At 58.2% G+C, this 19,750-nt stretch carries 17 protein-coding genes; 14 read left to right on the top strand and 3 right to left on the bottom strand.

From position 1 onward, the window contains the following. Nucleotides 1-114 precede the first annotated feature (114 nt). From EQV96_RS14350 to EQV96_RS14400, 11 genes are all read left to right on the top strand, one after another. A complete protein-coding gene (locus EQV96_RS14350) occupies nt 115-2,868 on the top strand; it encodes an LPS-assembly protein LptD (RefSeq protein WP_150629056.1) in 2,754 nt (917 codons plus the stop codon). Further along, entirely contained in the window at nt 2,843-4,183 is a 1,341-nt protein-coding gene (gene surA, locus EQV96_RS14355) for a peptidylprolyl isomerase SurA (protein ID WP_169916416.1), read from the top strand. Before EQV96_RS14350 ends, surA begins: the two co-directional genes overlap by 26 nt. Continuing rightward, nucleotides 4,180-5,169 (top strand): 4-hydroxythreonine-4-phosphate dehydrogenase PdxA, encoded by a 990-nt coding sequence (gene pdxA / locus EQV96_RS14360; protein WP_094999937.1) that lies wholly within the window; start codon nt 4,180-4,182, stop codon nt 5,167-5,169. The genes surA and pdxA overlap by 4 nt, the downstream gene beginning before the upstream one ends. Beyond that, nucleotides 5,166-5,984, top strand: coding sequence for a 16S rRNA (adenine(1518)-N(6)/adenine(1519)-N(6))-dimethyltransferase RsmA (rsmA, locus tag EQV96_RS14365; RefSeq protein ID WP_094999936.1), 819 nt, complete (start codon nt 5,166-5,168; stop codon nt 5,982-5,984). The genes pdxA and rsmA overlap by 4 nt, the downstream gene beginning before the upstream one ends. Nucleotides 5,985-6,107: 123 nt before the next feature. Beyond that, the gene (apaG, locus tag EQV96_RS14370) at nt 6,108-6,488 is read left to right on the top strand and encodes a Co2+/Mg2+ efflux protein ApaG (RefSeq protein ID WP_094999935.1); all 381 of its coding nucleotides are present in this window, start codon (nt 6,108-6,110) and stop codon (nt 6,486-6,488) included. Next, entirely contained in the window at nt 6,488-7,405 is a 918-nt protein-coding gene (locus EQV96_RS14375; protein ID WP_094999934.1) for a symmetrical bis(5'-nucleosyl)-tetraphosphatase, read from the top strand. Before apaG ends, EQV96_RS14375 begins: the two co-directional genes overlap by 1 nt. Then, entirely contained in the window at nt 7,402-7,731 is a 330-nt protein-coding gene (gene glpE, locus EQV96_RS14380) for a thiosulfate sulfurtransferase GlpE (protein ID WP_094999933.1), read from the top strand. The genes EQV96_RS14375 and glpE overlap by 4 nt, the downstream gene beginning before the upstream one ends. Nucleotides 7,732-8,030: 299 nt before the next feature. After that, entirely contained in the window at nt 8,031-9,953 is a 1,923-nt protein-coding gene (locus EQV96_RS14385) for a PrkA family serine protein kinase (protein ID WP_016782433.1), read from the top strand. 101 nt (nt 9,954-10,054) lie between these two features. Continuing rightward, nucleotides 10,055-11,329, top strand: a complete 1,275-nt coding sequence (locus EQV96_RS14390) for a YeaH/YhbH family protein (protein ID WP_094999932.1) — start codon at nt 10,055-10,057, stop codon at nt 11,327-11,329. Continuing rightward, nucleotides 11,326-12,888, top strand: coding sequence for a SpoVR family protein (locus tag EQV96_RS14395; RefSeq protein WP_094999931.1), 1,563 nt, complete (start codon nt 11,326-11,328; stop codon nt 12,886-12,888). The genes EQV96_RS14390 and EQV96_RS14395 overlap by 4 nt, the downstream gene beginning before the upstream one ends. 58 nt (nt 12,889-12,946) lie before the next feature. Then, nucleotides 12,947-14,170, top strand: a complete 1,224-nt coding sequence (locus tag EQV96_RS14400; RefSeq protein ID WP_094999930.1) for a multifunctional CCA addition/repair protein — start codon at nt 12,947-12,949, stop codon at nt 14,168-14,170. A gap of 131 nt (nt 14,171-14,301) precedes the next feature. Here the strand turns inward: EQV96_RS14400 and folK are convergent, their stop codons facing one another. Both folK and folB read right to left on the bottom strand, forming a co-directional pair. Beyond that, nucleotides 14,302-14,826: a 2-amino-4-hydroxy-6-hydroxymethyldihydropteridine diphosphokinase gene (gene folK, locus EQV96_RS14405; RefSeq protein ID WP_095019497.1), complete on the bottom strand. Its 525-nt coding sequence runs from the start codon at nt 14,824-14,826 to the stop codon at nt 14,302-14,304. Continuing rightward, a complete protein-coding gene (folB, locus tag EQV96_RS14410) occupies nt 14,817-15,170 on the bottom strand; it encodes a dihydroneopterin aldolase (RefSeq protein WP_094999928.1) in 354 nt (117 codons plus the stop codon). The genes folK and folB overlap by 10 nt, the downstream gene beginning before the upstream one ends. A gap of 74 nt (nt 15,171-15,244) precedes the next feature. Here folB and plsY point away from each other — a divergent pair, with 74 nt between their 5' ends. Then, nucleotides 15,245-15,814, top strand: coding sequence for a glycerol-3-phosphate 1-O-acyltransferase PlsY (plsY, locus tag EQV96_RS14415; RefSeq protein ID WP_094999927.1), 570 nt, complete (start codon nt 15,245-15,247; stop codon nt 15,812-15,814). A 44-nt stretch (nt 15,815-15,858) separates the two neighbouring features. Here the strand turns inward: plsY and tsaD are convergent, their stop codons facing one another. After that, nucleotides 15,859-16,884: a tRNA (adenosine(37)-N6)-threonylcarbamoyltransferase complex transferase subunit TsaD gene (gene tsaD, locus EQV96_RS14420; RefSeq protein WP_094999926.1), complete on the bottom strand. Its 1,026-nt coding sequence runs from the start codon at nt 16,882-16,884 to the stop codon at nt 15,859-15,861. 198 nt (nt 16,885-17,082) lie between these two features. Here tsaD and rpsU point away from each other — a divergent pair, with 198 nt between their 5' ends. Both rpsU and dnaG read left to right on the top strand, forming a co-directional pair. Next, nucleotides 17,083-17,298 (top strand): 30S ribosomal protein S21, encoded by a 216-nt coding sequence (rpsU, locus tag EQV96_RS14425; protein WP_002551877.1) that lies wholly within the window; start codon nt 17,083-17,085, stop codon nt 17,296-17,298. 471 nt (nt 17,299-17,769) lie between these two features. Beyond that, complete coding sequence (dnaG, locus tag EQV96_RS14430) at nt 17,770-19,725, top strand: DNA primase (protein WP_240882147.1); 1,956 nt, start codon at nt 17,770-17,772, stop codon at nt 19,723-19,725. Nucleotides 19,726-19,750: the final 25 nt, after the last annotated feature.

Raw genomic sequence — 19,750 nt, forward strand, 5'->3', positions numbered from 1 at the left:
GCGCTAGCCGTCAAGCGGGTCATGCTTTATTATCCAGAATCTTTTCCAGACCATCGATAGGCGTGCGGTCCCCCACCGCGGGCTGATGGCACGCAGGAAGCCCGGACTAATAAGATGGCATTGAAATCCCCCGCGTTTCGTAAAAAATTTCCGTTGCTGGTAACCGGCAGTTTGCTGGCCATGCAACCTCTCGCCACGCCGTTCGCGTTTGCCGAGGAGCAGTATGACTGTTCCGTGTCGGCTACGGGGGGCTGGGATTGCGCACCAAAAACCAACGTGGCGCAACTGCCACCGCGTCCTGCGCACGGTGACGGGTCTGTGGGTGCCAGCGGTGAAACCAGCGAGCAGGCCAAACAGGCCCCGCTGGTCACCGAGGCCAAAGGCCGTGGGCTCAAGGCGCGCAGTGACGATTACAGTCACCTCGACTGGGTGCCCCGGGACAAGCTGACCGCTGCGCAGTTGGCCGAAACCGGCCCGTACTGCTCCGGTTCGTACGTAGAGCCCATCCGTCCGGGCATGAACGACCCCACCAGCAAAAGCGACGCCCCGACCTTTATCGGCGCCAAAGCCTCCCGCTATGAGCAGGAAGAGCAGGTTGCGACCCTGGCCGGTGACGTAGTCATGCGCCAGGGCAGCATGCAGATCGAAGCCGACGAAGCCAGCCTGTACCAGGCTGAAAGCCGTGGCGAGCTCAACGGCAAGGTGCGCCTGCGTGACAACGGCGCACTGATCGTCGGCGACCACGCCGATGTGCAACTGGACACGGGTGCGGCCAAGGTCGACAACGCCGAATATGTGCTGCACAAGTCGCGCATCCGCGGCAGTGCGCTGTATGCCAAGCGTGCCGAAGACTCGATCATCCGCCTCAAGGATGGTACCTACACCACCTGCGAGCCAAACAGCAACGCCTGGCAGCTCAAGGGCAATAACATCACGTTGAACCCGGCCACCGGTTTCGGTACGGCCACCAACGTGACGCTGCGGGTCAAGGACATTCCGGTGTTCTACACCCCGTACATCTATTTCCCGATCGACGATCGCCGCCAGTCCGGTTTCCTGCCGCCGTCCTTCAGCAGCAGCACCGACACCGGCTTTATGCTCGTGACCCCGTACTACTTCAACCTGGCACCCAACTACGATGCCACGTTGTACCCACGCTACATGACCAAGCGCGGCCTGTTGATGGAAGGCGAGTTCCGCTACCTGACCGAATCGAGCGAAGGCCAGTTCGGTGCCGCGTACCTCAACGACGACAACGACGACCGCAAGCGCCAGACCGACTACACCGACAAGCGCTACATGCTTAACTGGCAGCACAAGGGTGGTCTCGACTCCCGTGTACTGACCGAAGTCGACTACACCAAAATCAGCGATCCGTATTACTTCCAGGACCTGGAAAGTGACCAGATCGGCGTTGAAAGCCGTGACTTCCTGAACCAGCAAGGCGCCGTCAGCTACCGTGGCGATGACTACACCGCCAAACTGAACGTGCAGGCCTATCAACTGGCCACCGTTACCCAGATCACGCCTTACGACAAGCTGCCGCAACTTACCCTCGATGGCATGCTGCCAAATCATCCGGGTGGTCTGAACTTCGCCTACAACACCGAGCTGGTACGGTTTGACCGCAGCCTGGAAAACGGCCAGTACACCAACGAGGACGGCACCACCGCCAATCGTCTGGATACCAACGTGACCGGCCTGGCCCGTGCCAACGGCACACGCATGAACCTTGCCCCAAGTGTCAGCCTGCCGCTGAACTGGAGCTATGGCTTCCTGACGCCGTCCCTGAAGTACATGTACACCCAGTACGATCTGGATCTGGATGGCACCGGCAAGACTCAGTTGACCAGTGCTGGTGGCAAGTTCGACAGCTCGGTCAACCGCAGCGTGCCAATCGCCAGCGTTGACAGCGGCCTGTACTTCGACCGCAACACCAACTGGTTCGGCACCGACTACCGCCAGACCCTGGAGCCGCGGGCGTTCTACCTGTATGTGCCGGAACGCAATCAGGATGACATCCCGATCTTCGACACCAGCGAAAGCACCTTCAGCTATTCCTCGCTGTGGCGTGACAACCGCTTTACCGGTACTGACCGTGTAGGCGACGAGAACAAGCTGTCGCTGGGTCTGACCAGCCGCCTGATCGAAGACAACGGCTTTGAACGTCAACGCATCAGCGTGGGCCAGGCCTACTACTTCAAGGATCGCAAAGTTCAGTTGCCAGGTATTGATGCTGACCGTGCCGATGCGACTGCCGGCATGTCTCCGTATGCACTGGAATACGCCTATCGCTTCAACCGCGACTGGCGTGCAACCGCTGACTACAACTGGGACCCGGAAAGCCACAGCCCGCGCTCAGGCAGTGCGATGATGCACTACCAGCCTGAAGACAACCCGAACAAGGTGGTCAACGTCGGCTATCGCTACCGCAACGACCAGGTTCGCTACGACCAGTACACCGGTAAATGGGTAGTGGGCGGTGGTGACTACGGCACCCCTGGCCAACCGGGTTACATCAAGGATTACTACAAAATCCAGCAGCACGACTTCTCGGTTATCTGGCCGATCGTGCCGCAATGGAACGCCATCAGCCGCTGGCAGTACGACTACAACCGCAACCGTACCCTGGAAGCTTTCGGTGGCTTCGAGTACGACAACTGCTGCTGGAAGCTTCGTCTGATCAGCCGTTACTGGGTATCCAACGACGAGTACACCCAGGAAGCCCCTCAAAACGAGAAGGGCGACCATGGTCTCTTCCTCCAAGTTGTGCTGAAAGGTCTCGGTGGCGTTGTTGGCACCAAAGTAGAGAGCTTCCTCGACAAAGGCATCCAAGGTTATCGTGAACGTGAAGATCAAGCTTTCTGAGTGTCTGCGCCCGCTAATGCTGGGCGCGTTGTTCCTGGGTACTGCAGCCAGCGCTGCAGTACAGCCCCTGGATAAAGTGGTGGCCATCGTCGACAACGACGTGATCATGCAGAGCCAACTGGACCAGCGTGTCCACGAAGTTCAGCAAACCATCGCCAAGCGTGGCCAGGGTGTACCGCCTGCCAGTGTTCTGGATCAGCAAGTGCTTGAGCGCCTGATCGTCGAAAACCTGCAACTGCAGATCGGCGAGCGTTCAGGCATTCGCATCACGGACGAAGAACTGAACCAGGCTATCGGCACCATTGCCCAGCGCAACAACATGACCATCGAGCAATTCCGTCAGGCCCTGGCCCACGACGGTCTGTCGTATGAAGATGCCCGTGAACAGGTGCGTCGCGAGATGATCATCAGCCGTGTGCGTCAACGCCGCGTGGCTGAGCGCATTCAGGTCACGGATCAGGAAGTGAAAAACTTCCTGGCCTCGGACCTGGGCAAATTGCAGATGTCCGAAGAGTTCCACCTGGCCAATATCCTGATCCCGACGCCTGAAAGCGCGAGCTCGGAAGCCATCCAGAACGCGGCAAAGCAAGCTGAAGAGGTCTACAACAAGCTCAAACAGGGCGCTGACTTTGCCCAAATGGCCATCGCCCGCTCCGGCAGCGACACGGCACTGGAAGGTGGCGACATGGGCTGGCGTAAAGCTGCTCAACTGCCTCCCCCTTTCGACCGCATGCTCAGTGAGATGCCTGTAGGCGACGTTACACCTCCAGTGCGCACGCCAGGCGGCTTCATCATCCTCAAGCTGAACGCGAAACGCGGCGGTGGATCAGTGGTGGTGGACGAAGTTCATGTCCGTCATATCCTGATCAAGCCAAGCGAAATTCGTACTGAAGCGCAAACCAAGGAACTGGCAGCCAAAATCTACGACCGCATTACGTCGGGCGAAGACTTTGCCACCCTGGCCAAGACTTACTCGGAAGATCCGGGCTCCGCCCTCAACGGCGGCGACCTGAACTGGGTTGACCCGAATTCGCTGGTGCCCGAGTTCCGCGAAGCCATGGCCGACACTCCGCAAGGTGTGCTGTCCAAGCCGTTCAAGACCCAATACGGCTGGCATGTTCTGGAAGTCCTTGGCCGTCGTGCCACTGACAGCACCACCCAGGCGCGCGAGCAACAGGCTATGAACGCTCTGCGTAACCGCAAATACGATGAAGAGCTGCAATCCTGGCTGCGTCAGATCCGCGACGAAGCCTATGTTGAAATCAAGCTGCCAGGCGCAACCGGTACTGACAGCGCAGGCCAGGCCGCGCAGTGAACACACAGCGTTTTGCCCTGACACCCGGCGAACCGGCAGGCATAGGTCCCGACCTGTGCCTGCTACTCGCCTCGCAACACCAGCCACACCCCCTGATCGCCATCACCAGCTGCGACCTGCTCCTTGAGCGGGCCGCGCAGCTCGGTGTGGCTGTCAGCCTGCTACCGGTCGAGCCGGGCAACTGGCCCGATCAGCCGGCTCCGGCAGGCAGCCTGTACGTGTGGGACACCCCGTTGAACGCCACGGTTACCGCCGGCAAGCTGGACAAGGCCAACGCAGCCTTTGTGCTGCAAACCCTCACACGCGCCGCCCAGGGCTGCGTGGATGGCGACTTTGCCGGCATGATCACCGCCCCGGTGCACAAGGGCGTGATCAACGAAGCGGGCATCCCGTTCTCCGGGCATACCGAATTCCTCGCCGACCTGACCCATACACCGCAGGTCGTGATGATGCTTGCCACCCGCGGACTGCGCGTGGCACTGGTCACCACTCACCTGCCCCTGCGTCAGGTCAGCGATGCAATCACCCCCGAGCGACTGATGCGGGTCACCCGCATTCTGCACGCCGATCTAAAACAAAAATTTGGCATCGCCCGGCCGCGCATCCTGGTTTGCGGGCTCAACCCCCATGCAGGTGAAGGCGGCCATTTGGGCCACGAAGAAACAGACATCATCGAACCAACCCTGGAGCGCCTGCGCAGCGAGGGCATGGACCTGCGTGGCCCGCTGCCTGCCGACACTCTGTTTACCCCCAAATATCTGGAACACTGCGACGCAGTGCTGGCGATGTACCACGACCAAGGCCTGCCCGTACTCAAGTACAAAGGGTTTGGTGCCGCAGTCAACATCACCCTGGGCTTGCCGATTATCCGCACCTCTGTCGACCACGGCACCGCCCTGGATCTGGCGGGTAGTGGCAAGATCGATACCGGCAGCCTGCAAGTCGCCCTGGAAACCGCCTACCAGATGGCCGAGACCCGTATATGAACGAGCAATACCAACACAAGGCGCGCAAGCGCTTTGGTCAGAACTTCCTGCACGATGCCGGGGTTATCGACCGCATCCTGCGCGCCATCAACGCCAAGGCTGGCGAACGCCTGCTGGAAATCGGCCCGGGCCAGGGTGCCCTCACCGAAGGCATTCTCAACAGCGGTGGCCAGCTCGACGTTGTGGAGCTCGACAAGGATCTGGTGCCGATCCTCAACCGTCAGTTTGCCGGCATGAGCAACTTCACCCTGCACCAGGGTGATGCGCTGAAGTTCGACTTCAAGAGCCTCAATGCTGCCCCTCGCACCCTGCGCGTGGTTGGTAACCTGCCGTACAACATCTCCACGCCGCTGATTTTTCACCTGCTGAAAAACGCCGAGCTGATCCGCGACATGCACTTCATGCTGCAAAAAGAAGTGGTTGAGCGCATGGCCGCCGGGCCTGGCGGTGGTGATTGGGGTCGTCTGTCGATCATGGTTCAGTACCACTGCCGCGTCGAACACCTGTTCAACGTAGGCCCGGGTGCATTCAACCCGCCGCCGAAAGTTGATTCAGCGATTGTCCGTCTGGTGCCCCACGAAGTGCTGCCGCATCCGGCCAAAGACCACCGCCTGCTTGAGCGCGTGGTTCGCGAAGCCTTCAACCAGCGCCGCAAGACCCTGCGCAACACCCTCAAAGCCTTGCTCAGCAACGCTGAAATCGAAGCCGCAGGCGTCGATGGCAGCAAACGCCCGGAGCAACTCGACCTGGCCGCCTTCGTGCGCCTGGCCGACAAGCTCAGCGAGCAACCGGTCGTGGCGCCCGCCGCCGACTGATCGCCGAGAAAAAACGGGTACCCGGCCAGACGCCACGTCTAGCCGGGTACCCGCTGTTTGGCCTAGACTCAGGCATCAGTTTTATCCCGAACTGTGTCTTCGCTTTCAAGTAAGGCCTCTCGCATGCACGATCCCCGCTATCTGGTCGACGTCAGCGTCGTCACACGTTACCTGCCAGAACAATCACAGCCCGAGCATCAGCGCTTTGCCTTTGCGTACACCATCACGGTACGCAACAACGGTTCAATACCTGCCAAGCTGTTGTCACGGCACTGGGTAATCACCGACGGCGATGGTCATGTAGAAGAAGTCCGTGGCGCCGGTGTTGTAGGACTGCAACCCAAGATTGATCCCGGCAGCGAGCACACCTACAGCAGTGGGTCGGTCATCACAACCAAAGTCGGCACCATGCAGGGCAGCTACCTGATGCATGCCGATGACGGTCATGAGTTCAAAGCCATTATTGCGCCCTTTCGCCTGGCGGTACCCGGAGCCCTGCACTGATGGCGGTGTATGCCGTTGGCGATTTGCAAGGCTGCTTGAAACCGCTCAAGCGCCTGCTCGAACGCGTGGCCTTCGACCCCACCAAAGACAAGCTCTGGCTGGTGGGCGACCTGGTCAACCGCGGTCCCGAATCACTGGAAACCCTGCGCTTTCTGTATCGCATGCGCGAGTCGCTGGTGTGTGTACTGGGCAACCATGACCTGCACCTGCTGGCCGTGGGGCGCAATATCGAACGCCTGAAAAAAGGCGACACTTTGCGCGAAATTCTCCAGGCCCCCGATTGCGATGAGTTGTTGAACTGGCTGCGTCAGCAACCGCTGCTGCATTACGATGCCGAGCGTGAGGTTGCACTGGTGCATGCCGGAATACCGCCCCAGTGGACGCTGAAAAAAGCCCTCAAATGCGCCAGCGAAGTCGAACAGGCGCTGCGCGATGACAACCTTGTCGGCCCCTATCTCGACGGCATGTACGGCAACGACCCGGCCAAGTGGGATAACGGACTGACCGGCGTTACCCGGTTGCGGGTTATTACCAACTATTTCACCCGTATGCGGTTCTGCACCCGGGACGGCAAGCTCGACCTGAAAAGCAAAGAAGGCGTAGGTACTGCACCGCCCGGCTTCGCTCCATGGTTCAGCTACAAAGAACGCAAAACCCAAGGCCTCAAGATCATCTTCGGGCATTGGGCAGCACTGGAAGGCAACTGCAAGGAACCCGGCATCTTCGCACTCGATACCGGCTGTGTCTGGGGCGGCGCCATGACCCTGCTCAATGTCGACACCGGCCAACGCCTGCTCTGCGATTGCGACGATCCAACACTTGCCGTACCCGGCATTGCCCCACACTCCGCACCAACTTCCCAACCCTTGGGCGCCAGCCAGCCGCGCCCGCTTTCAGGCCACAGGAATTTCCCATGACCGAATTCAAACGCATCCCGCCAGAACAGGCTCAGGCCCTGCGCGAACAAGGCGCCGTAGTCGTCGACGTGCGTGACCCGCAAGCTTTTGCCGCCAATCACATCAGCGGTTCAAAACATCTGGACAACCACTCGCTGCACGATTTCATCGCCAACGCCGACCTCGACGCCCCTCTGATCGTGGCCTGCTACCACGGCAACTCCAGCCAGAGCGCTGCGGCGTATCTTGTCGGCCAGGGCTTTAGCGAGGTCTACAGCCTGGATGGCGGCTTCGAGTTGTGGCGTACCACTTACCCGGACGAAACCGCCCAAAGCCCGGGCGAATAATATTTTTATCAGCCCCAGCCCCCGTGATCAGAGGGCTTGGGGCCTGCCTGACCAACGGTCTAAGGCAACAATTCACGCATCTGACCTTGACCTCCCGTATTACCAACTATCCTTTACCTCAGGCCATCCAAATCTGGGGAGAGCCGGTACACCGGCGAATGGATCATCGGTAGTAACTTCAAGGGGTTAGCCACCTTGATGGTGTCCTGGGGGGTACACAGCAGCTGAAATGCTGCTGCATGCCAGCACTCGAACTGACCGATCTATCGCCGACTCCACGTATCGAGCGAGGTGACGTCATGAGTATTTTTAGCCACTTCCAACAACGCTTCGAGTCCACACGCCAGGAAGAGCTTACGCTCCAGGAATATCTTGAGCTGTGCAAACAGGACAAAAGCACTTACGCCTCAGCCGCAGAACGGCTACTGCTGGCCATTGGCGAGCCGGAACTGCTGGACACCTCAACCGACTCCCGGCTGTCGAGGATTTTCTCCAACAAGGTGATTCGCCGCTACCCGGCCTTTGAAGACTTCCACGGAATGGAAGAATGCATCGACCAGATAGTTTCCTACTTCCGCCATGCCGCACAGGGCCTGGAAGAGAAAAAACAAATCCTTTACCTGCTGGGCCCGGTAGGGGGCGGCAAGTCATCCCTTGCCGAAAAGCTCAAACAGTTGATTGAAAAAGTCCCCTTCTATGCAATCAAGGGCTCACCGGTTTTCGAGTCGCCTTTGGGCCTGTTCAACGCCACCGAAGATGGCGCGATCCTCGAAGAAGACTTCGGCATTCCCAAACGCTACCTGAGCACCATCATGTCGCCGTGGGCCACCAAGCGCCTTGCCGAGTTTGGCGGTGATATCAGCCAGTTCCGCGTAGTAAAACTGTACCCGTCGATCCTCAACCAGATCGGTGTAGCCAAAACCGAACCCGGTGACGAAAACAACCAGGACATTTCGGCCCTTGTAGGTAAGGTCGATATCCGCAAACTGGAAGAATTCCCGCAGAACGATGCCGACGCCTACAGCTACTCGGGCGCTCTGTGCCGGTCCAACCAGGGCCTGATGGAGTTCGTCGAGATGTTCAAGGCACCCATCAAGGTGCTGCACCCACTGCTGACGGCTACCCAGGAAGGTAACTACAACAGTACCGAAGGCTTGGGCGCGATTCCGTTTACCGGCATCCTGCTTGCCCACTCCAACGAATCGGAATGGCATACCTTCCGCAACAACAAGAACAACGAAGCGTTTATCGACCGGATCTACATCGTCAAAGTACCGTACTGCCTGCGTGTCAGTGACGAAGTGAAAATCTACGACAAACTGCTGTTCAACAGCTCACTGGCCAAAGCCCATTGCGCACCCGACACCCTGAAGATGCTGGCCCAGTTCACCGTACTGTCGCGCCTCAAAGAACCGGAAAACTCCAACATCTATTCCAAGATGCGGGTTTATGACGGCGAGAACCTCAAGGACACCGACCCGAAAGCCAAGTCCATCCAGGAGTACCGTGACAACGCGGGTGTGGACGAAGGCATGAATGGCCTTTCGACCCGTTTTGCGTTCAAGATCCTGTCCAAGGTATTCAACTTCGACCCCCACGAAATTGCCGCCAACCCGGTGCACCTGCTTTATGTGCTCGAACAGCAGATCGAACAGGAACAATTCCAGGCCGAAACCCGCGAGCGCTACCTGCGTTTCCTCAAGGAATACCTGGCGCCGCGCTACATCGAATTTATCGGCAAGGAAATCCAGACCGCTTACCTGGAGTCCTACAGCGAATACGGGCAAAACATCTTCGACCGTTATGTGCTCTACGCCGACTTCTGGATTCAGGACCAGGAATACCGGGATCCGGAAACCGGCGAAATCCTCAACCGCGTGGCCCTCAACGAAGAGTTGGAAAAAATCGAGAAACCGGCCGGCATCAGCAATCCGAAAGATTTCCGCAACGAAATCGTCAACTTCGTACTGCGTGCCCGGGCGAACAACAACGGTAAGAATCCAACCTGGCTCAGTTACGAGAAACTGCGGGTGGTGATCGAGAAAAAAATGTTCTCCAACACCGAAGACCTGCTGCCGGTTATCAGTTTCAACGCCAAGGCAAGCAAAGAGGACCAGCAAAAACACAACGACTTTGTTACTCGAATGGTCGAACGTGGCTATACCGACAAACAAGTGCGGCTGCTCTCCGAGTGGTACCTGCGGGTCCGCAAGTCGCAGTGAGGCAGTTGTAAGCCTCAAGCCTCAAGCTGCAGGAAAAGGCATGGGTAAATGCCTGGACTTGCAGCTTGCAGCTCACAACTTGAAGCTGCCCGGAGGGCCTAATGAGCTATGTGATCGACCGACGCCTCAATGGCAAGAACAAGAGCACGGTTAACCGTCAGCGTTTTCTGCGTCGCTACCGTGACCACATTAAAAAGGCCGTAGAAGAGGCCGTGGGCCGCCGCTCCATTACGGATATGGAACATGGCGAGCAAATCAGCATCCCTGGCCGCGATATCGATGAGCCGGTGATGCATCACGGGCGTGGTGGCAAGCAAACCGTGGTTCACCCCGGCAACAAGGAGTTTACCAGCGGCGAACATATCCCCCGGCCCCAAGGTGGATCGGGAGGTGGCGGCGGCCCTGGCAAAGCGGGGAATTCCGGCGAAGGCATGGACGAATTCGTGTTCCAGATCACTCAGGAAGAGTTCCTCGAATTCATGTTCGAAGACCTCGAACTGCCCAATCTGGTCAAACGCAACCTGACCGGCACCGACACGTTCAAAACCGTACGTGCCGGTATCAGCAACGAGGGCAACCCGTCTCGTATCAACATCATTCGTACCTTGCGCTCAGCTCACGCTCGACGCATCGCGCTGTCCGGCAGCAGCCGGGCGAAACTGCGGGAAGCCAAGGCCGAACTGGAGCGATTAAAACGCGAGGAGCCCGATAACTTCGGCGATATCAAGACCATCGAGGCCGAAATCGAGAAACTCAGCGCCCGCATTCATCGCGTGCCATTTCTCGACACCTTTGACCTCAAGTACAACCTGTTGATCAAACAGCCCAACCCCAGCTCCAAAGCCGTCATGTTCTGCCTCATGGACGTTTCAGGCTCCATGACCCAAGCCACCAAAGACATTGCCAAACGCTTTTTCATCCTTCTGTACCTGTTCCTGAAGCGTAACTACGACAAGATTGACGTAGTGTTTATTCGCCATCACACCAGCGCACGAGAGGTGGACGAAGAGGAGTTTTTCTATTCCCGGGAAACCGGCGGCACTATCGTCTCCAGCGCACTCAAACTGATGCAGGAGATCATGGCCGAACGCTACCCCACCAACGAATGGAACATCTACGCAGCCCAAGCCTCTGACGGAGACAACTGGAACGACGACTCACCCATCTGCCGCGACATTCTGATCAACCAGATCATGCCATTTGTGCAGTACTACACTTATGTAGAGATCACCCCGCGCGAACACCAGGCGCTCTGGTATGAGTACGAACGCATCAGCGAGGCGTTTTCCGACACCTTCGCTCAACAGCAACTGGTCTCGGCCGGCGATATTTATCCGGTCTTCCGTGAACTCTTCCAGCGCAGGTTAGTGACATGACCGCCAAAGAGAATAAGCGCCAACCCATCTCCACCGGCTCAGAGTGGACCTTTGACCTGATCCAGGCGTATGACCGCGAAATCGGCCGCCTGGCTGGCCGCTATGCGCTGGACACTTACCCCAACCAGATTGAAGTCATCACCGCCGAACAAATGATGGATGCCTACGCATCAGTGGGCATGCCGCTGGGTTATCACCACTGGTCCTACGGCAAACACTTCCTTAGTACTGAAAAATCCTACACTCGGGGCCAGATGGGTCTGGCCTACGAAATCGTTATCAACTCAGACCCCTGCATTGCCTATCTGATGGAAGAAAACACCATCTGCATGCAGGCACTGGTAGTAGCCCACGCCTGCTATGGCCACAACAGCTTCTTCAAGGGCAACTACCTGTTCCGGACCTGGACTGACGCCAGTTCGATCATCGATTACCTGGTATTCGCCAAGCAATACATCATGCAATGTGAGGAACGCCACGGTATCGATGCGGTGGAAGACCTGCTCGATTCCTGCCACGCCTTGATGAACTACGGTGTGGACCGCTACAAAAGGCCTGACCCGATCTCTGCCGAGGAGGAGCGCCGTCGACAAAAGGAACGCGAAGAGCACCTGCAAAAACAGATCAACGACCTGTGGCGCACCATCCCCAAAAGCGCAGACAAGCTCAGCGAGAAGGACAACGCCCGTTTCCCCGAAGAGCCTCAGGAAAACATCCTCTACTTCCTGGAAAAACACGCCCCGCTTCTGGAACCCTGGCAGCGCGAAGTTGTACGTATCGTGCGCAAAATAGCCCAGTACTTTTATCCGCAGCGGCAAACACAAGTGATGAACGAGGGGTGGGCGACTTTCTGGCATTACACCTTGATGAACGACCTGTACGACGAAGGCCTGGTGACCGAGGGCTTTATGATGGAGTTCCTCATTTCCCACACCAGCGTGGTGTTCCAGCCCGGCTTTGACAGCCCTTACTACAGCGGTATCAACCCCTACGCGCTTGGGTTTGCGATGTATTGCGATATCCGGCGCATATGCGAACACCCGACCGAGGAGGATCGTTACTGGTTCCCGGACCTTGCGGGCAGCGACTGGCTGTCGAGCATCAAATTCGCCATGAGCAGCTTCAAGGACGAGAGTTTTATCCTGCAATACCTCTCACCCAAAGTGATCCGTGACCTGAAGCTGTTCAGCATCATGGACGACGATCAAAAAGACGACCTGCTGGTGCCAGCCATCCACGACGAAAATGGCTACCGCATCATTCGCGAAACCTTGGCCGCGCAATACAACCTGGGCAATCGCGAACCCAATATCCAGATCTGGAGCATCGACCGCCGGGGCGACCGTTCACTGACCCTGCGTCACCAGCAACATGACCGCAAACCCCTGGGCGACTCCACCGAAGAAGTTCTCAAGCACTTGCACCGCTTGTGGGGCTTCGACATCCACCTGGAAACACTGCAAGGCGACCAGGTCATGAAGGTCCACCATGTCCCGCCAAAAGGCGACCACGGCGAGATTGACCGCGGTCGCCTGGATATGGGAGCCATTCACCTGTAAAGCAGGCCTCCGTTAGCACGGCACACGCGCTATCCTGTCGCGCTAACGGAGGTTTTTTATGAAGATCTATAAAGTTGGCGGCGCAGTGCGCGATCGCCTGCTGGGCAAGCCTGTCACCGATATTGACTGGGTGGTGGTGGGCGCAACAGCCGAACAAATGCAGGCCTTGGGCTATCGCCCTGTTGGTTCTGACTTCCCGGTATTTCTTCACCCCAAGACGGGTGACGAATATGCACTGGCCCGCACCGAACGCAAAAGCGGGCATGGTTATGGGGGCTTTGTTTTTCACGCCAGCCCCGACGTCACCCTCGAAGAAGACCTGATCCGTCGCGACCTGACCATCAATGCGATGGCAGAGGACGAGGCTGGCAACGTAACCGACCCTTACCATGGCCAGCGCGACCTTGAAGCCCGCATTTTGCGCCACGTTTCCCCCGCATTCGCCGAAGATCCCCTAAGAGTACTGCGCGTAGCCCGATTCGCTGCGCGCTACGCCAGCCTGGGCTTCAGCATCGCTCCCGAGACTCTGGAGCTGATGCGCCAACTGTCCCGGTCCGGCGAACTGCAAGCCTTGACCCCGGAACGCTGCTGGAAGGAAATTTCCCGCGCCCTGATGGAAGATCAGCCTCAGGTTTTTATCGAAGTGCTGCGCAGCTGCGACGCTCTTGAAGTACTGCTACCCGAAGTGAACGCCCTGTTCGGCGTCCCTCAGCCCCCCGCCCATCACCCGGAAATCGACAGTGGTGTACATACCCTCAGCGTGCTGGAGCAATCGGCGCTGCACAAGCAACCGCTGACGGTTCGCTGGGCTTGTTTACTGCACGATCTGGGCAAGGGGCTTACGCCAGAGAAAGACTGGCCAAGGCATATTGCCCACGAACACAAGGGACTGCGCCTGATCAAGGCGGTCAATGAACGCTATAAGGTGCCGAGGGACTGTCAGGAGCTGGCATTGCTGGTAGGCGAATACCACACCCACGGCCATCGCGCCCTTGAGCTCAAGGCTTCGACGCTACTGGAATTGCTGCAGCGCTTCGACGTATACCGTCGGCCACAGCGGTTCGAGGAGTTTATCGTAGCGTGCGAGATGGACGCCAAAGGCCGCCTGGGCCTGGAAGACCGACCCTACCCGCAGGCCGACTACCTGCGCGGCGCGGCGCGGGCCGCCCTTTCGGTAGCGGTGCAGCCGTTACTGGAGCAGGGTTACAAGGGCCCCGAACTGGGCGAAGCACTCAAGCGCGAACGGCTCAAGGCACTACAAGCTTACAAGGATGCGGCGTAGTGCAAACCTTGTGGGAGCGGGCTTGCTCGTGATTAGGGCACCACGGTCTTACACTCAGACCGCATCGACGCCATCGCGAGCAAGCCCGCTCCCACAAAAAAGCAGCAACCTGCAGCCCATTCAATCGACTCTCAGCCCGCCAGCATCTCCAGCGGCGTCAAGGACTCCCCCCGCCACTCGAAGGCTGCAGGCGCAAGCACCTGCTCGATCTGCGCCTCGGCCCAAATCTGCGCAAGCGTCTTGCCCACACCGGGATGAACTTTGTCTGGGGCAATCAAAGACAGCGGCCACAACACAAAAGCGTTCTTGAGGATTTCGGCACGGGGCAAGGTCAAACCGTCAAAGTTGCCCACCAGATCGCCAAAGAACAACACGTCGATATCCAGCGGCAAACCTTTGCGATCTTGAGCGTAACGCCCGTTATCAGCTTCGATCAGCTTCAAACGACGACTTAACTCAACCAGTGGAAAATCGGTTTTTGCCGACACCACGAGGTTGAAAAACGGCCCGCTCTTGATACCCACCGGCTGGCTTTCAAACACCGCCGAACAGCGCATCTCCTGCAAGAATCCGCTCAGCGCTTCCAGCCCTGCCAGCAAGTGCTTTTCACGCTCGACATTACTGCCCAGCCCGAGATAAACCTGAGTTAGCGACATCCGCGCTCAATCTCCACGCCCACCCCAGTGGCCGCCGCAACTGCGCCGGGCTTGGTCAGCTTGAGGTGCAGCCAGGGGATAGTGAACTCACTCATCAACACTTCGGCCAGTCGCTCTGCAAAGGTCTCCACCAACTGGAATTGAGCCTGCTCGGCGAACGCCTGAATTCGCGAAGAAACGCTCGCATAATCCAGCGCCAACGTCAGATCATCGCCAGCCGCAGCTGGACGGTTATCCCACGCAAAACTCAGATCAAGGCGCAGACACTGACGGATGCCACGTTCCCAGTCATAAGCACCGATTACGGTGTCAACTTCCAGGCCTTCGATAAACACTCTGTCCAAGCACTCTTCTCCGCAGCACGACAAGGGCGCAAAGCGCCGTTAGAATCAGGGCGTCCTCGCCCGGAATAGTTAGCATGTTTTGGTTACTGGCGATCCTCGCCTACCTGCTCGGCTCTCTGTCCTTTGCCATTTTGCTCAGCCGCCTGACGGGAACCCCCGACCCGCGAATGAGTGGCTCCGGCAATGCCGGCGCAACCAACATGTTGCGTCTGGCCGGCAAAAAACTTGCCGTCCTGACCTTGCTCGGCGACCTGTGCAAGGGGCTTTTGCCCGTCCTGCTGGCCAACCAACTGGATCTCTCGCTCCAGGACCAGGCCTGGATCGGCGGCTGCGCCGTTGTAGGTCACATGTACCCTGCCTACTTCCGCTTTCGCGGCGGCAAGGGTGTCGCCACGGCGGCCGGCATGCTGCTGGGACTGTATCCCCCTGCTGCACTGTTGGCAGTCGCCGCATGGCTGCTGACCTTCCAGCTGACCCGTACCAGCTCACTGGCGGCGTTGATCGCCACTCCCCTGACCCTGCCATTGCTGGCCTGGCAAGAGCCTGCCGCGCTACTGCCAATGAGCGCCTTGACGGCGCTGATTGTATGGCGCCATCGCGGCAATTTACGCGACCTGATGGCCGGGCGCGAACGGCATTTCTGAATCTTGCCCGTGAAAAATCTTCACGCCGGCTCCAGCCCCCATTCTCACAGGGGCTGCAGTTGCTCCATCGGCCAGCGTGCCTGCACGCTGATCGCCAATGATTCGTGCTGACCGGCCTGCAAGCGCTGACAACCCGCAAACGCAATCATCGCGCCATTATCCGTACAAAATTCCGGACGGGCGTAATACACATTGCCCTTCATCTCACCGAGCATTTTCTCAAGGGAAACGCGCAGCGCCTTGTTGGCACTCACCCCGCCTGCAATCACCAGGCGCTTCATGCCTGCATGCTTCAAGGCACGCTTGCACTTGATGGTCAGCGTTTCAACCACGGCCTGCTGGAACGCCAGGGAGATATCGCAACGGGTCTGCTCAGTGTCGTCGCCCTCTGCCACACAACGCTGCCAGGTGTTCAAGGCAAACGTCTTGAGGCCGCTGAAGCTGAATTGCAGGCCCGGACGGTCTGTCATGGGCCTGGGGAAGACAAAGCGTCCTGCAACGCCCTGGGCGGCCAAGCGCGCGATCTCAGGGCCACCCGGATAGTTAAGCCCCATCATCTTCGCGGTCTTGTCGAACGCTTCACCCGCGGCGTCATCCAGTGTCTCGCCCAGCAACTCGTATTGGCCGATGCCATCAACGCGAACCAGCTGCGTATGACCGCCCGAGACCAACAAAGCGACGAACGGAAATTCCGGAGGTTGCTCTTCCAGCATAGGGGCCAGTAAATGGCCTTCCATGTGATGCACGCCAAGGGCCGGAATGCCCCAGGCAAACGCCAGCGCCTGGGCGCAAGAAGCCCCAACCAGCAGGGCTCCAACCAATCCCGGGCCCGCCGTATAGGCAATTGCGTCGATCTCGGTAGGCACACAGTCGGCCTCGGCCAGCACCTGACGAATCAACGGCAGCATTCGCTTGACGTGATCTCTGGAAGCCAGCTCCGGTACCACACCGCCATAGGCGCGGTGAAGGTCGATCTGGCTGAACAGTGCATCGGCCAAAAGCCCGCGTTCACTGTCGTATAGCGCGACGCCGGTTTCGTCGCAGGAGGTTTCTAATCCCAGTACTAGCATGGGTTTACGCCTTGTAGAGGCTAAATTCGAAGGCGCGCATAATAGTCGCCACTCCCGCCCCCGGCCAGCGGTTTTCGATCAGAGGCTTTGCATTCCGGGCGATGAGGGGTTAACATCCGCAACCCTTAAAAACCGACGTCTTCCAACGCGATTTTGCCTTGAGACGTTGACCCCGGTAATGAATGAAGGTAGCTCTGGATGCCAGCCGTCAAAGTAAAAGAGAACGAACCCTTCGACGTAGCTCTGCGTCGTTTCAAGCGCTCCTGCGAAAAAGCCGGTGTTCTGGCTGAAGTTCGCAGCCGCGAATTTTACGAGAAGCCGACTTCTGAGCGTAAGCGTAAAGCAGCAGCTGCTGTTAAGCGTCACGCGAAGAAAGTTCAGCGCGAGCAGCGCCGCGCCGTTCGTCTGTACTAATACACAGACGTTCGTTGCACGCTTCTGCCAAGCCCGGCCTAAAGCCGGGCCGTAGGCAGTTGTTGCAAGTTACATGCTTTATCGTCAAGGCCGCAGATGCGACCGCGACAAGCGTTACAACACGTCAGACCTGGCCTAATAGCCAGCGGTGCACGTCTTTACTGACGAGCCTTCCAAGGCTACCGACGAGCACACCTCTCTGATTATCCTTAAAGACGATCAGCCCAAGGCACCTCTCCAGTGCCTGCTTATGAGCTATCCGAGACCAGCCATTGGTCAGTGCCGGACTCAGAGCGTGACATTTATCGATCCCGTCGACTCTGATTAATATGAGTAGAGCGGATTTCGACAGATACACTTCCCCGAGATAATTGAGCAGACGCCCCACGATCGAGCAGAGCTTTTGCCTGCACGCACGATGACCAAGCTCTTTATTCGGACCCAATTCTGCGCAGTGATGACGAGAACGCCATGGCCGGGTTAATCCCCCAGAGCTTTATTGACGACCTTCTGAACCGTACCGATATCGTCGATGTCGTCAGCTCGCGCGTGCAAATGAAGAAAGCTGGCAAGAACTACACCGCCTGCTGCCCCTTCCACAAAGAAAAAACCCCGTCGTTCAGCGTCAGCCCGGACAAGCAGTTCTATTACTGCTTTGGCTGCGGCGCTGGCGGTAACGCCCTCGGCTTCATCATGGACCATGACAACCTGGACTTCCCCCAGGCTGTCGAAGAACTGGCCAAAGCTGCCGGGATGGAAATCCCACGGGAAGAAAGCGGCCGGGCGCACAAACCTCGGCAACCGACTGACTCCCCGCTATACCCGCTTCTTACTGCAGCTGCTGACTTTTATCGCCAGGCCTTGAAAAGCCATCCGGCACGAAAAGCAGCGGTGGACTACCTGAAAGGCCGAGGCATGACCGGCGAAATCGCTCGCGACTTCGGCTTGGGCTTTGCGCCACCAGGCTGGGACAACCTCTACAAACACCTGAGCAGTGACACGCTGCAACAAAAAGCCATGATCGACGCTGGCCTGCTGGTCGAAAACGCCGAGACCGGCAAGCGTTACGACCGCTTTCGCGACCGGGTAATGTTTCCGATCCGCGACAGCCGTGGCCGCATCATCGCTTTTGGTGGCCGGGTGCTCGGCGACGACAAGCCCAAATACCTGAACTCCCCGGAAACCCCGGTCTTTCACAAAGGCCAGGAACTGTACGGGCTGTTCGAAGCACGCAAGTTCAATCGCAGCCTCGACGAAATCATCGTGGTTGAAGGCTATATGGACGTCATTGCCCTGGCCCAGCAAGGCCTGCGCAATGCTGTCGCGACACTGGGCACCGCTACCAGCGAAGAGCACATGAAGCGCCTGTTTCGCGTGGTGCCCAGCGTGCTGTTCTGTTTTGACGGCGACCAGGCCGGCCGCAATGCGGCATGGCGCGCACTTGAAGCCACGCTGCCCTGCCTGCAGGACGGGCGCCGCGCACGCTTCCTGTTTTTGCCCGAAGGTGAAGACCCGGACACCCTGGTGCGCTCTGAAGGCACCGATGCCTTCAAGGCCCGTATCAACCAGCATGCCCAGCCGCTGGCAGACTACTTCTTCCAGCAATTGACCGAAGAAGCCGACCCTCGCTCGCTCGAAGGCAAGGCCCATATGGCCACGCTGGCAGCACCGCTGATCGACAAAGTCCCGGGCGCCAACCTGCGGACCCTGATGCGTCAGCGCCTGAGCGAAATAACCGGCCTTACCAGCGAAACCGTCAGCCAGCTGGCACAAAATACGCCCGCAAAAATCCAGGCACAGCCAACCTATGACCCGGGCATTGATTACGATGCAATGCCCGACTACAGCGACTTCCAGCAACCGGACATGTACATCCCCCAACAGGAATGGACCCCGAAAAAGACCGGCGCTGGCGGCAAAAAGTGGGAAAACAAACCCTGGGACAAAAAAGGCAAGCGCGGCGCCGAACGCGAGCAGGCCTGGATCCCGGTAGGTGTTGAACCCCCGACCCTGACAGCCCTGCGCACCCTGCTGCATCACCCGCAACTGGCCAAAAAAGTTGAGGACGCCGGGCACTTTGCTGCAGAAGACCAGACTAATAATCAACTACTGATTGCTCTGGTCGAGGCTGTACAGAAAAATCCTAAGCTAAGCTCTATTCAGCTACTGTCCCGCTGGCACGGCACTGAACAGGGCCGTTTGCTGCAAAGACTGCTGGAAAAGGAATGGCTAATTGATGCCGATAACCTTGAACAACAGTTTTTCGACACCATAACTAGCCTGTCAGCTCGCCAACGCGAGCGAAATCTAGAGCAACTTCTTCGAAAAGCACGTCAAGGCGAGCTAAGTAGCGAGGAAAAAAATCAGTTACGCGACCTTTTAAGTCGCAATAATCCTGCATCAAACCCGACCTCAACTGGCGCGTGAGGTCATAGCTAAGGTATAATCCTCG

The sequence above is a fragment of the Pseudomonas sp. TMW22080 genome (assembly GCF_022496745.1).
GTDB classification, from domain to species: domain Bacteria; phylum Pseudomonadota; class Gammaproteobacteria; order Pseudomonadales; family Pseudomonadaceae; genus Aquipseudomonas; species Aquipseudomonas bubulae.